9 protein-coding genes are annotated in these 13,359 nt (G+C 57.8%); 4 read left to right on the forward strand and 5 right to left on the reverse strand.

Going from position 1 to position 13,359, the window contains the following annotated elements:
* Positions 1-61: 61 nt before the first annotated feature.
* From EI77_RS15660 to truA, 4 genes are read left to right on the forward strand one after another with little or no spacing between them, the layout of a single operon-like run.
* Positions 62-1,240, forward strand: coding sequence for a Gfo/Idh/MocA family protein (locus EI77_RS15660; RefSeq protein ID WP_133796235.1), 1,179 nt, complete (start codon positions 62-64; stop codon positions 1,238-1,240).
* A gap of 24 nt (positions 1,241-1,264) precedes the next feature.
* Positions 1,265-2,026, forward strand: a complete 762-nt coding sequence (locus EI77_RS15665; RefSeq protein WP_133796236.1) for a TSUP family transporter — start codon at positions 1,265-1,267, stop codon at positions 2,024-2,026.
* A 40-nt stretch (positions 2,027-2,066) separates the two neighbouring features.
* Positions 2,067-2,561 (forward strand): Holliday junction resolvase RuvX, encoded by a 495-nt coding sequence (ruvX, locus tag EI77_RS15670; RefSeq protein ID WP_133796237.1) that lies wholly within the window; start codon positions 2,067-2,069, stop codon positions 2,559-2,561.
* Entirely contained in the window at positions 2,536-3,360 is an 825-nt protein-coding gene (truA, locus tag EI77_RS15675; protein ID WP_166647289.1) for a tRNA pseudouridine(38-40) synthase TruA, read from the forward strand. The genes ruvX and truA overlap by 26 nt, the downstream gene beginning before the upstream one ends.
* A 16-nt stretch (positions 3,361-3,376) precedes the next feature.
* On the opposite strand, the gene EI77_RS15680 is transcribed toward truA, so the two are convergent.
* The 5 genes from EI77_RS15680 to EI77_RS15700 form a co-directional block, all read right to left on the reverse strand.
* Positions 3,377-6,076, reverse strand: coding sequence for a vWA domain-containing protein (locus tag EI77_RS15680; protein ID WP_133796239.1), 2,700 nt, complete (start codon positions 6,074-6,076; stop codon positions 3,377-3,379).
* Complete coding sequence (locus tag EI77_RS15685; protein ID WP_133796240.1) at positions 6,076-7,890, reverse strand: vWA domain-containing protein; 1,815 nt, start codon at positions 7,888-7,890, stop codon at positions 6,076-6,078. Before EI77_RS15685 ends, EI77_RS15680 begins: the two co-directional genes overlap by 1 nt.
* 208 nt (positions 7,891-8,098) lie before the next feature.
* Positions 8,099-8,959 carry an acyl-CoA desaturase gene (locus EI77_RS15690; RefSeq protein WP_133796241.1) on the reverse strand — a complete coding sequence of 287 codons (861 nt, stop codon included), beginning with the start codon at positions 8,957-8,959 and terminating at the stop codon, positions 8,099-8,101.
* A 178-nt stretch (positions 8,960-9,137) separates the two neighbouring features.
* Positions 9,138-11,759, reverse strand: a complete 2,622-nt coding sequence (locus EI77_RS15695; protein WP_133796242.1) for a DNA topoisomerase III — start codon at positions 11,757-11,759, stop codon at positions 9,138-9,140.
* Positions 11,760-11,902: 143 nt separating this feature from the next.
* A complete protein-coding gene (locus EI77_RS15700; RefSeq protein WP_133796243.1) occupies positions 11,903-13,342 on the reverse strand; it encodes a sulfatase in 1,440 nt (479 codons plus the stop codon).
* Positions 13,343-13,359: the final 17 nt, after the last annotated feature.

Consider the following 13,359-nt stretch of genomic DNA (forward strand, 5'->3'; position numbering starts at 1 on the left):
GTTTTTGTTTTAAAAAAGGCGCGCTTGCGGGGCAGGGGCTCTCTGGGGCAGCATATGTGCCATGACCCCCCTTCATCATCTCCGCGCAGGCATCATTGGCACCGGATTTATCGGTCCGGTCCATATTGAGGCCCTCAAGCGGCTCGGCATCCAGGTCACCGCCATCTGTGCCTCATCCAAAAGCGCCCGCAAAACCGCTGAACTCTGGGGAATCGAGGAAGTTTACGGTGATTATGACCATGAAGCCATGTACGCCAGTCCCAACGTGGACGTCGTCCATATCACCTCTCCCAATAATGCCCATGTGGAGCAGTCCCTCGCCGCCTTGGACATGGGGAAACACGTCATTTGCGAAAAACCCCTCGGCATGACCAGCCTGGAGACCGCCCAAGTCGTCGCTGCGGTTAAAAAGGGCGGGAAAAAAGGCCCCGTCTTCGCCGTGAATTACATGTGCCGCTTTTTCCCCGCTGTGCTCCAGATGCGCGCCATGGTGGAACGCGGGGACCTGGGGGAAATCATCCATGTCCAGGGTCACTTTTTCCAGGACTGGCTCCTTCATCAGACCGATTTCAATTGGCGTGTCCTTGCGAGTGAAGGTGGCAAGCTCCGCGCCGTTGGCGATATCGGCACTCACTGGATTGATGCCGTCAGCTTCATCCTGGGGGCAAAAGCCCAGAGCGTCTTTGCCCATATCGAGACCTTCCATAAAACCCGCCTCCGCCCGAAAGGTGAGGTCCAGACCTTCGCCAAGGTGGATCCTAAAACCATGGTGCCTTACAAGGTGGACACCGAAGACTTCGGCAGCGTACTCCTCAAATTTGGCAAGGCCAAGCATGGGCATGCCGATGGCGTCCACGCCAATGCTAGCATCTCCCAGGTCGCCGCAGGCTGGAAATGCAGTCTCGCCCTCGGCATCTATGGCACCAAAGGCAGCGTCCAGTGGGACCTCCAGCAGCCCAATGAAATCATCCATGGCCGCCGTGATCAGCCTAACCAGATATTGCAACGCGGCACACCCGGTTTCATGGATGATGTGGCTAATTTTACCGACTACCCCGGCGGTCATGCCGAAGGCTTCAGCGATGCCCACAAGATGCACTACCGCGCCGTCTATGAGCACATCGCCAGCGAGAAAAAGACCCCCGTGCTTTTTGCCACCGCCGAAGACGGCCATCACGAGGTCAAACTATGCGAGGCCATCCTTCAAAGCAGCCAAAGCAAAGGCTGGGTCAAAGTGTAAGCCCCTCTTTTCTGACCTCCTCGAATGACCCTGACCATCGCCCTCTTGCTCTTCGTGGCCGGGTTCAGTGCCGGGTTGATTGATGCCATCGCGGGTGGCGGCGGGCTGATTTCCGTTCCGGCACTTCTTTGGGCGGGCCTGCCCCCGCAGATTGCATTGGGGACGAACAAGATGCAAAGCACCTGGGGAACTCTTCTGGCGGTGTCGCGCTACATGCGGGCGGGCCTGGTGAGATGGGGCGACGTACGTGTTGCAGTCGCAGTCACCTTTGTCTTCGCCATGCTGGGCACGTATGTGGTCACTCAGATCAGTAATGACGTGCTGAAAAAGATCGTGCCCTGGCTGCTGCTCAGCATCGCTGCCTATGCTTTGTTGAGCCCGCGTTTTGGTGCGCAACCGGTCAAGGCGCGACTCACTCCAGGCGTCTTTGCCTGCCTGGGTGGGAGTATCCTGGGTTTTTATGACGGGTTTTTTGGCCCTGGGACAGGCTCCTTCTGGACGGTCGCCTGTCTGTCCATCCTGGGTCTCGAACTCACTCGTGCCACGGCTTATACAAAGGTCGTCAATCTCACCAGCAACTTTGCCTCCCTGCTGGTCTTTGTCATCGCAGGAGGCATCCGATATGACATCGCCGCAGTGATGATCGCCGGGCAATTGATCGGTGCCCGCTTGGGTTCGGGACTGGTCATCCGCCACGGAGCCCCCTTTATCCGCATCGTATTCCTTATCGTCGTGTTTGCCATGGTGGCCAAACTCCTCTGGGATCAATGGGCGTCACACGCTTGATCCTTTAGCGAATGCAGTGCATGTTGATCATCCCTTTCCCATGCCACGCATCCTCTCCATTGACCACGGTACTGTCCGCATCGGACTGGCCATCAGCGATGAGATGGAACTGACCGCCAGCCCGCTGAAAACCTTGGATGCCAAGCACGAAGCTGAGCGGGAAATCGCCCGAATCGTCCGGGAAAAACACATCGCCCGCATCGTCATCGGCATGCCTTTTCTCATGAGCGGCAGCCGGGGGGAAGCGACCGAACGGGTGGAGAAGTTTGCCGACCGCCTCGGCAAGGCTTTGCAGCATGACGTGCCAATCGAGTTCGTGGATGAGCGCCTTTCTTCGGTGGAAGCGGAGGCCTCCATGTCACGGGCGGGCATCACCGACAAACGCGAGCGCAACGAGATCGTGGACCAGCTTGCTGCCGTGGTCATCTTGCAGGACTACTTGAACAACCAACGCGGTCCCGCAGGATTTCTCCTGCCGGATGAAGCCTACGACCTGGAATGGACTACGAATGAGCCGAAGCGACGTCGAAAGTAGGCTCGGCCTCAACAAAGGTCCCCCACCAGGGCATCGTCGGCTGCGCCTCGTCGTGGCCTATTGTGGCACCTCCTGGCGTGGCTGGCAGGGGCTGGCCATCAGCGGGGGCATCCAGGATGAGCTGAATGCCGCCGTGCTCAAGGCCACCCGTGCCGTCACTGTGGTTCATGGTTCCGGCCGCACGGATGCCGGCGTTCATGCCCTGGCCCAGGTGGCACACATGGATGTGCCAGAGAGCCTGCGCATGAGTGACGAGGCCTGGGTCAAATCCATCAATGCCTGCCTGCCCTTGAGCATCCGCATTGTGGAGGTCAGCGCTGCCGCGCCCACATTCCACTCTCGCTACGATGCCCGGGGGAAGGTCTATCGCTATCGCATCTGGCGCTCGCCCCTACTCTCGCCATTTGAAGCGGATCGCGTCTGGCAGATTCATGGTCCGCTGGACATGGAGGCTCTGAAGATCTGCATGGAAAGCCTCGTCGGCACCCACAACTTCGTCCGCCTGTCCGCCAATCGCGGGGACATGCCCGAGACCCTACGCCGCGCCCTTCCAGAGAAAACCACGCGCACGATCCATCGTGTGAATCTGCGGGAGGATGGCGACCTGCTGGAACTGGAATTTGAGGGAGATGGCTTCCTTTACAAAATGGTCCGCCTCATCGTTGGCAGCCTCATGCTCGTCGCCCGTGGCCGATCTACGGTTAATTGGTTCCAGGAGCTTCTAACCAATGATGCTGCCGCGCAAAGCAACCAGATGGCCCCAGCCGCCGGGCTATACTTGGTGCGGGTTTTGTATTGATGACTAAGCCTGGGATTTATCTCCGCTTGGCCCGGTCAAAACGGCTCTGCCTGCTGACCTCCGGTTCGGGAGGCCCAGGTATAGATTCGGCGGCTTTCTTTTCCGCTGCGGGTATTGTTTCTTTCACGGAAGGAGAAGGGGTATACACGGCTGGTTTGACCCTGGCGGGTTTCAGTTTCCAGCCCGCAAAGGCCCAGACTGGCAGCCTCCAGCCGGTGCGGGTGATCAGGGCCTCCACCAGCATGAGGATAAGAGCGAGGGTGAGCAGCTCGTTTCGTAAGTCCACAAAACGTTCCGCGCGCGGGCTACGCCAGGCTTGGCTCAGTTCCAGCAGTTCACGTCCACCACTGGCCAGAGAGACCTGCTTCAACTCCTCAGTCCGGGTTTCATCAAAGGCCCACTCCGTGCTGGTGCCGACAATGGCCGGACCAAAACTGAGGGCCTGATTGCCGACCTGCACCGCCCCGCGTACCATTTCACCCTCCGGCAGATCCACACGGGCCTGATAGTGGCCTGGAGAAAGGCGCTCCCAAGCGATTTCATGGGATGACCCAGCACCTGTCCCATGCGCGAGAACAATGCGCGGTGCCTTGGTCATGAGCCGTTGCTCCCAGGTCTCGTCATGCAGCAGGTCCAGCGTCAGCACCGTTCCTTGCAGCCCATGTTTCAAACCGATGCCAGGGGGCAATTGTTCACCCATCAGCCAGCGGGTCATGGTCTGGAGAAAATCCCCATACTTGGGCCAGGCGCGGATCTTATCGGAAAATTCACCTCCTAAAGGAAAGCTCACTGCGGCTGTGCGGCCGATCCCACGCTGACCAAAAGAGACGAGGGGGGCACCGTATTCGTCCTGGGTGATGAGCGCCTGGCTGGCCCATTCCCGGATGTAGCTGAGGTTATACCCGTCAGCCTCAGGCAGCCAGTCCAGTGGCTGGCTGGTGATCTCGAACCAGCCATTGGCAGCCTGCGTTTTCACCGGATCACGGATAAAGGCACTACGCGCCACAGCCACGGTTTCCTGGCTGAAAATGCTGGGCAGTTCCTCCGCCTTGTCGGTGAAAAAGAGGCGGCCTTTGCCGCGCGTCGCGATGTCTTCCAAAAATGCCGCATCTGGGTCACCCCGGGTGCCGAGGGCGATGACACTGATGGTCCCGCCATTGGCCACGATTTCAGTGATCAGGTTCTTATAATCATCCGGCTGCTCAGAGTCAGCCGCATCGGAGAAAAGTATGATGTGACGCTGGCCGGCCGCTGCGTTTTTCAGCTCGTCCCACGCAGCCTTCAGGCCGTTATAAACATAGATGCCGCCACCGGTGCTCTCGATACGCCGCACAGCGCTTTCCATCTTGGCTCGGTTAGGGCCCACAGGCTGGAGCGGAACCATCTGATGAGCCTCACTGTCCACGGCAAAGACCGTCAGCAGATCATGTGGACCGAGGAACCGGATAGCGTTCGCCGCGCCTTCATCCGCCAGGGCCATTTTGGTGAAACCATTTTTCACCGTCATGCTCATGGAGCCACTCCGGTCCATGACGATGCCCATGGCCACCATCAGCTTCCGGTGTTCCTGTTTCAGTTCCATGGAAACCGGCAGCAGCGAATCAATCGCCGATTCAAAGTATCCGCCTGCCGCAAAACTCTTTTGCCCCCCCGCCATCAGCAGGCTGCCACCTTGCTCACGCACATAAAAATCCATGGCGGCGAGGAATTCACCAGGCAGTTCAAAGGCAGGCACATTGTTTAAAATGACGCATTTAGCTCCGGCGAGCTGACCCGGACGAATGCTGCGCAGTTCAGTCACCTTTTCCACCGTGAAACCCTGGCGCTGCAGAGTCGTGGCCACCGGATCATCCGTATAAGCGGTCAGTAAAAGCACGCGCGGCCCCCCCGCGATCTCGATCATGGCCTCATGCCGGTTGTTGCCAGGATGCGCATCCACGACAGGCTGAATGAGCGCTTCATAATGAGCAACGCCAGCGCTGCCCAGGCGGTCCGTCAGGCGCAGGATGCCTGTGCCCAGCCGCACCTCCACATCGGTGGACTGGATCTCGCGCCCCTGTCGGAGAACCTTGATTGGCACCTTGCCATCGCGGGTTCCTCGGACCTCGATCTCGATGAGAAATGGCTCACCAAGCTGGGCCTTCGCAGGAACCCGCAGTGCGGCCACACGGTAGTCCGTCGGCTCAGGATCACGGGCGAGAAGGAAGTCCAGTTCGATGCCCTGTTCCTTGAGTTTTTCCGCACTGCCAGTCAGCGGTTCAGTGGAATAACCATCGGTGAAAATCAGCATCCTCGCGGGCCGTCCGGCACTTTCACGTTGGGTATGCGCCAGAGCTTGTGTGATGGCCAGACCGGTGCGGGTAGCCTGACGCTGCCGGTCATAAAGCTCTGCCCCTTCCGCTCCACGGCGCATGACTTCTCCGGCATAGTTGAGCTGGAAAAGGCGGTCATTCGGCCCCCGACTTTGTTCCAGCAGCTTTTCCCATTCAGGCAGTCCTTTGGCCATCGGTTTCTCTGCCGAAACCGAGCTGTCCAGCAGCACCCAAAGATCCACCCCGTCGGTCAGCCTGCGCCATTGGGGTTGCGCGAGGATAAGCGTGATTAGGCCTAACAAAAAAATCCGCAAAGGCCGCCACACCGCCAGCCTGGGCATCCACCAGCCCGCAATCAGCAAGACTGGAAACAAGGCGAGCCATTCTGGGTGTCGGAGGATCATTAAGCTTGTGTGAGATGAGGATTGGCCGAGTTCACGCCACCAGCCTTTTTATCCCGGCCCCACCACCAGCTTCCTAGCAGGGCGGTCAGGAGAAAAAGAATCCAGAAGCGCCAGTTGGCATCGGTTTCCTGGAGGGTTTCGATCTGCTGGGCATCTAGGTCGGCGGATTCATCGAAAGGTTTGGCCTGGGTGAGGTCAGCCTCACGCGTATCCGCAAAGTGGGCGGCGGCGGTGAGCAGGGTCTGATCTCCCTGGCTGATCTCGAAGAAAGTGGGAAGGGCGGGTGCACGCAGGAGGTGAGCCTGATGTACGGGTACCGTTTCTGTTTTTCCCTCGCCTGTTTTGAGGGTCAATGGGGATGCTTTTTCACCTCGCTGATGCGCCACGGTGAGTTGCTGGCGCACATCGTAATTCGCACTCATGGGGGCGATTTTCCCCTCGCGTATTTCTTCCAAAAAACGGTGCAGGAGAACGGCCAGTGCAGGGAGCTTGCGGGCATTGCTGGTGGCCAGATCAAAGTGGCAGAAAAGCTGGCGTGCCCCAGCAGGCGTCTGCCGCAGGCTGATTAAAGGCCGCTCCCCCTGCCAAAGCAGCACACGATCCTTCTTATCCTGCGGCATGACCATGCCTTCCCGCACGAGCAGGGACTGCCAGTTTAGCCCCTCCGTCAGGGGATGGGCTTCACCGACAATGCGACCAGTCAGTGGCGGTGCATTGTCAGCGCGGGAAGGGGAGGCAAAAATACAGGCATGCTGGTTGGCTTCCAGGGCAATGCTAGGAGGCCAGGTAATAATGCGCACATCGGCTTTGGCGGACAGGCCTTCCAGGGTGGTATCCGAGAAGCGGCTGAAAAGCTCGGCGATCTCCTGGGCGGAGGCATCTTTCCCTGCTGGCACATTCAGGCTGAGCGTTTTGGGCTGCGGCTGGACGATGGGCAACTGGTCGTCGAGCACCAGAGCATCTGGGGTTAAAGTCAGCTTCAGCATCTCTCCTTCCGCAGTCTCAAGAAAAGGGCCGGAAAGCGTGCGGGATTCATTGGGGGCGAGGATCAACTGACTTGGAGCCGAGGCCTTACCTGCGGCCTCTGCCCGCCATTCACGCTCCTGCGGAGTAGCGCTGTAGTTTCGCACCAGAGCCCGCCAATATTTCTGGCCATCCTTTTCCTCCACAGACACCCCGGCCCAGCCGACGTTAGATGTTGCTTGGCCGACGGATAAAACTTTGGCATCAAAGGCGGGTGGGGCAGGCAGGGGATGGTCTGTGATCAAGAGCACCGCCCCCTGAGGGCCGACGAGGCTGCGCGCACTGCGCAGGGCGGGTGTAAAATCATGAGTGCCAAGCTGGGGTTGCCAGGCAGACATGGATTTAACGAGGTCCGCCGCAGACGTGCCATAATAAAGATTGGCGGCATTCACATCCGTGCCCAAAAGGGTCAGCTCAGCACGGGCTCCGGGGAGTAAAATTCCAGAGAGGCTATCCCGTACCGCCTTCTCCGCCGCTGGGCGAAAAGCCTGCATGGAGGCCGAGCTGTCCAAGACCAGCGCCACACGATGAATGGCATCATTTTTGAGCCATAGGGGACCTGCCAGTAGCCAGGTGAAAAGAAGCACCATCAATAACTGGAGCCACAGTGGTACAGAAAGGCGCAGCCGCTCAATGCGGTTTCCCTTTTCCGATTCACGCTGGAGCTGCTGGAGGAGAAAAAGCGTGGTCACCCTAACTTTGCGACTGCGCTTTTGCAGGAAGTGAATGGCCAAGACCACGGGAATGCCCAGCAATGCCCAAAGAGCGAGAGGGTGGGCGAAGGTGGGCATGGGCGGTGTTCAGTTACAGTCTTCAGTCTTCCGTTTGAAGTGCTCAAACCACGGACGAGGGATTTTGAACCACGAATGCCCAGCAATAAACACTAATCATTAAACCCGGTGAGATTAGTGTTCTCTGCTGGGCATTCGTCGATATGAAAGCACAAAAAAAGCGGAGGCATTAGCCTCCGCTTTGAATTTTCGCTAGATATCGGGTGATTCAGCCGAGCGAAGCAGTCGCTTCCTTGCCTTCCAACACGCGAGCGTTAGGCTCCTTGATGTCGTGGACGATGCCCACAAACTTGAGCGCCTTGATCACATAATAAGTTGGGTCGATTTCCCACCAGAAGAAACCCTGGCGTGCGCAGTGCGGGTAGTAATGGTGGTTGTTGTGCCAGCCTTCGCCCAGGGTGACGATGGCCAGGATGAAGGAGTTGCGGCTGGACTCACCCGTCTCATAACGGCGGCTGCCGAGGAGGTGGCAGAAGGAGTTGATGGCGAAGGTGGTGTGATAAAGAATCACCGTGCTAAGGCAGAAGCCCCAGAGGAAATAAGTCAGGCCGCCCATAGCGGTTCCGGTCATCAAAAGGCCGAAAAGATAGGTGGCAACGGCCAGGACCAGCGGCGGAATGATGTGATGGCGGTCAATGAAGACCAGCTCAGGAAACTTCGTCAGGTCCTTTACGCGCTTGGCGTCATATTCATTGTAGTCAGGTGCCAAAACCCAGCCGACGTGCGCCCAATAAAAGCCCTGCTGCTTCACGGAATGGATGTCGTCTTCCTGATCGGAATGCTGGTGATGGTGCCGGTGATGGGCTGCCCACCAGAGTGCTCCTTTTTGAGCGGACATGCCCCCTAGCCAAGCCAGAACGAACTGGAACCAGCGGGAAGTCTTGAAAGAGCGGTGTGAGAAATAACGGTGATAACCGCCTGTGATTCCGAATTTACGGACCAAAAAGAGACCGACGCAAAGAAGAATTGCGGTGAGATCGGGCTTAACGAAAAAGGCCGAAATGGCGAGGGCGTGCAGTCCGAAAAAGAGGACGCCGCTGAGATTGAGTTGAAATGCTGGCTTAGTCACAAGAAGAGAAGTCGGAACCCACTAATGACAGTCGTTTGCAAAAAATCAACCTTCGGATTTGATCTGGACATTATTGGCACACTTTTGTAATGAGCAGGCGCATGATGCAAAATGCATCAAAAACCGGCTCGGATACGCTTGAATAGCCCTGGTTAAGGGCCTTCGTGGCGTTTAGCGGCTATTCTTCTGGGGGTTCCTCGGACGCGGTTTTTTTTGCAAATCGGCCTTTTTTAGGAGCCGCTGGGGCTTTGGGTTTCGCCTCGCGCGGAGGAAACTCCCAGCCGAGCAGTCGTTTTTCGCCAGCTTTGCAGAGCAGGAAAGAGCTGAAGGGACGGCCTCTTTTGGAGATCATTCCCTCAATAAGGTCCGTCTTGCCTTCGGTGAAGAATTTGATGGCGTTAGCCACACTGATTTCCTTCTTGCACAACACTTTAGGAATGCGCGCGTTACACGCCTTGGCGTCCTTCGCGGCAACGTTGCAAATGTAATGCTCCGTAGTCTCGTAGATCTTGCCATCACGCTTCTTCAGCTTACACACAGGGCAGGGAGCGATGGGGGCCGCACTGGTGAAATCAAATGGCGGTGGAGCGTCAGGATCGTTCTCACCACCTGGGAAAACAAAGCTAGTTTTGCCGTCGTCCTTGATCTCGATACCCGCCGTGAAGTCCTTGCCCAGGCGGCTGCGGAAGCCTTCCATCGGGGGCAGGAAACGTTTTTCTATCAGCTCACGCAGACGCTCTTCACTCAGTTCATGACCGGCGATGACCTTGTAAACACGGACTTTGCAGTCAGGGTTTTTGCAGGAGAGATAGTCCTCTTTCTGCTCAAAGCCCCGGTGTCCGCAGACGCCGCATTTGGCATCGAAATCAGGATACACGCGGTCTTTGGCTACCTTGTGATAGGCCTTGGTTTTCTCCACCACCTCGTTGGTCAGGCGGCGGATGTCCCGCATGAAGCTGCTGCGGTCCAGCTTGTTCTGCTCCATCTGGCGCAGCTTGTATTCCCATTGGCCGGTCAGTTCCGGGCTGCTGAGCGCCTCAATGCCGATCTGGCTGATCTGGTCGATGAGGGACAAGCCCTTGGTGGTGACGGCGATGTTTCGCTCCACCCGCTCAATGTATTTGTCAGAAATGAGTCCTTCGATGATGGCGGCGCGGGTGGCTGGGGTGCCCAGGCCACGTTCGCTCATGGCCTCAGCCAGTTCTTCGTCCTCCACCAGCTTGCCCGCACCTTCCATGGTGGAAAGGAGGGTCGCTTCGTTAAACCGGGCTGGGGGTTTGGTCTGCATTTCAGCGGACTGCAGCTCCAGCGTTTTGGCGGTGTCGCCATCCTTGGCCAAGACCAGAAGCTTGGCCTTGCTGTCGCCTTCGGCAGCAGCCTCTTCAGCCGCTTTTTTTCCATAGACAGCCAACCAGCCGGGAGCCACGAGGACCTTGCCCTCACTTTTGAAGGCATCCTTTTCGATTCGGGTGATTCGGGTGGTCACCTCAAATTCCGCCGGGGGAAAGAAGACGGCGACGAAACGGCGTGCGACCATGTCGAACAGTTTCTGCTCCGCCTCTGGCAGTTCCTTGGGCGGGATGAGGCCGGTCGGGATGATGGCAAAGTGGTCGCTGACCTTAGTCGTATCAAAGACACGCTTGAACGGGCGTACCCAGCCGCTGTCCAGGGCGGTGGCGGCGTGGGTGCCCAGATCCTGCGGCAGGGCACCAGGCTTGCGGGTATCCTGCCGGGCAAAACCGCCCAGAGTTTCCTTCACCGTGCCGACGTAATCCTCCGGCAGATAGCGGGAATCCGTTCGCGGATAGGTCAGGACCTTGAACTTTTCATAAAGAGCCTGGGCAATCTGGAGCGTGCGACGGGCTGAGAAACCAAAGCGGTTGCTAGCCTCCCGTTGCAGGCTGGTGAGATCATACAGCAGCGGGGCGATCTGTTTGGTCGGACGGGTGATCTGCTCAATTTTGCCCGGTTTACCCAGGCAACGCTGGACGATGGCCTGGGCCTTTTCCAGATCCCACAGGCGCTCGGCCTTTTTGTGCTCGTCGGTTTCGTCTTTCTTGAAGGATTCGTCAAACCAGCGGCCTTCATACTGGCCCGCGCTGACCTCAAAGAGGCCATGCACCTCAAAATAAGTGCGCGGAACGAATGCCTGGATCTCCAGTTCACGCTTGGCCAGGATGGTCAGCGTGGGGGTCTGCACACGGCCCGCCGGGGTGAGGCGGAAGCCGCCATTGCGGGAATTCAGGGCGGTTAGGGCACGGGTGGAATTGATGCCCACCAGCCAGTCAGACTCGCTGCGGCATTTGGCGGCATCCGCGAGCGGGCGCATCTCTTCATCGCTCCGCAGTTTTTGGAAAGCGCCGAGGATGGCCCCTTGCGTCATGGACTGCATCCACAGGCGTTGGACTGGCTTTTTAATGCCAGCGGCCTCCACGATGTAGCGGAAAATCAGCTCCCCCTCACGCCCGGCATCGCAAGCATTGATGAGCCTATCCACGTCCTTGCGCTTCATCAGGCGGCTGAGGAGTTTGAAACGGTCCGCACTGTCCTCAATGGGCTTCAGTTCGAATTCCTGCGGCATGATGGGCAGGTGCGTCCACCCCCAGCCGATCTTTTTCCCGTTCACCTCAGGCATGCCAAGTTCGATCAAATGACCGACAGCGCTGGAGATGACATGCGTTTCATTTTCGAAATAGTCCTTCTCCTTGGTGAAAGCGGTCATGCCCGGCGCTTTGCCGAGGGCACGGGCAAGGTCGGTAGCCACGCTGGGTTTTTCTGCGATGATGAGGGCCTTGGGCATGATAAGGAGCAATGACTGAAATGGGGGCAACCAAGGGCACGCATTCGGAGCCCCTGTCAAATTTTTCGATGTAGATACGCCCGGCGGACTCTTGTTGGAGGTCCTGACCAGCGAGGTTAAGAGGTGAAAATGAGCGATTTACCTCACTCGGCGTTTTTCTTGTTCTTTTTGCCCTTCCCTTTGCCTTTGCCCTTTCCCTTAGGGGCCTCTACGGGGGTATTGGGGGTGGGCATTTTTGCCCCGATGTCCTTTCTCCAAGTCACCATTTTGGCCTGAAGTTCCTTCGTTTTGTCCGGCATTTCAGCCGCCAGATTTTTGGTTTCACCGATGTCCTGCTCCAGATTGTAGAGCTCCAAGCGACCATCCTCGAAAAATTCCATGAGCTTCCAGGACCCCTGTTGGATGAGGCCTACGGGGGTCGTGCGCCAGGTGCCGGGATCTGCGCCTAGATAACCCGGGACGTGCTGGAAGATGGCCTCACGCTTCAGAGTGGCTTTGGCATTCCGGAGCAAAGGGGCCAGACTTTCCCCATCCAGCGGATAATTTTCCGGGGCTGAGGCACCGGCGACTTCCAGAAAAGTTGGATAAATATCCACATGGATGCTGGGGACGCCGGTTTGCGTGCCAGGAGCGATGATGCTAGGCCAACGGGCGATGAAGGGCACCCGGGTGCCGCCTTCGTAGAGGCTGCCTTTGCCGCTGCGCAGAGGAGCATTGTCGGTGTTATCACCCTTTTTCTTGATGCCTTCGCGCACGTATCCGCCCACGCCGCCATTGTCGCTGGTGAAAATGAGGAGCGTATTGTCCGCGATGCCCTGCTTTTCCAGTTCGGCCATGACGCGGCCCACACTTTCATCCACGCTGGCGATCATGGCGGCATAGACCGGGTTGTTGTGGCCGCCGACCCCGGGCTTGGCCTTGAATTTTTCGATGAGCTCCGGTTTGGCATCAATGGGTGAGTGCACGCCATAATGCGGCAGATAGAGAAAGAAGGGGCCATCCTTGTGGCGCTGGATAAAGTCCACGGCCTTATCGGTGAGAAAGTCGGCTAAATACTGTCCTTTGGGGTATTCAGTTTCCGGGGTGGTGTGGAAATTGAAGTGCTTGCCGCTGGACTCGATGGCTTCATCAAAACCCCGCTGACCAGGCTGCTCCGGGCCTTTCATTCCGAGGTGCCACTTGCCAAACATGCCCGTGACATAACCAGCTTTCTTTAAAGATTGGGCGAGGGTGATCTTGTCCAGCGGCAGGGCTGTCACGTTATCCACAGGGCGGAGCGTGCGGGTCTGCCATTCAAAGCGGCCGATCTCACCGACGGTATAAATGCCCGTCCGCGGCGCATACTGGCCGCTCATCAAAGCAGCCCGCGTAGGCTGGCAGTTTTGGCAATGGTGGTGGCTGGTCAGCTTCATCCCCTGAGCCGCCAGTTTATCAATGTTGGGCGTCTCGTAATACTGGCTGCCAAAAGTGCCGACATCCGTGTAGCCAAGATCATCGGCCATGATGAAAACAATGTTAGGCCGGGCCGCGTGAAGGGCCGTGGCAGACAGCAGGCAAAGCAGGGCGGTGACGAGGGAACGCATGGTGCCGCTAAAACGAA

This window comes from Prosthecobacter fusiformis (assembly GCF_004364345.1).
Lineage (GTDB): Bacteria > Verrucomicrobiota > Verrucomicrobiia > Verrucomicrobiales > Verrucomicrobiaceae > Prosthecobacter > Prosthecobacter fusiformis.

Bases quoted from the DNA above. Each gene is read 5' to 3' on its own strand.
- EI77_RS15680 (WP_133796239.1), bottom strand. From the start codon at position 6,076: ATGATCCTCCGACACCCAGAATGGCTCGCCTTGTTTCCAGTCTTGCTG.
- truA (WP_166647289.1), top strand. From the start codon at position 2,536: ATGAGCCGAAGCGACGTCGAAAGTAGGCTCGGCCTCAACAAAGGTCCC.
- ruvX (WP_133796237.1), top strand. From the start codon at position 2,067: ATGCCACGCATCCTCTCCATTGACCACGGTACTGTCCGCATCGGACTG.
- EI77_RS15665 (WP_133796236.1), top strand. From the start codon at position 1,265: ATGACCCTGACCATCGCCCTCTTGCTCTTCGTGGCCGGGTTCAGTGCC.
- EI77_RS15685 (WP_133796240.1), bottom strand. From the start codon at position 7,890: ATGCCCACCTTCGCCCACCCTCTCGCTCTTTGGGCATTGCTGGGCATT.
- EI77_RS15695 (WP_133796242.1), bottom strand. From the start codon at position 11,759: ATGCCCAAGGCCCTCATCATCGCAGAAAAACCCAGCGTGGCTACCGAC.
- EI77_RS15660 (WP_133796235.1), top strand. From the start codon at position 62: ATGACCCCCCTTCATCATCTCCGCGCAGGCATCATTGGCACCGGATTT.
- EI77_RS15700 (WP_133796243.1), bottom strand. From the start codon at position 13,342: ATGCGTTCCCTCGTCACCGCCCTGCTTTGCCTGCTGTCTGCCACGGCC.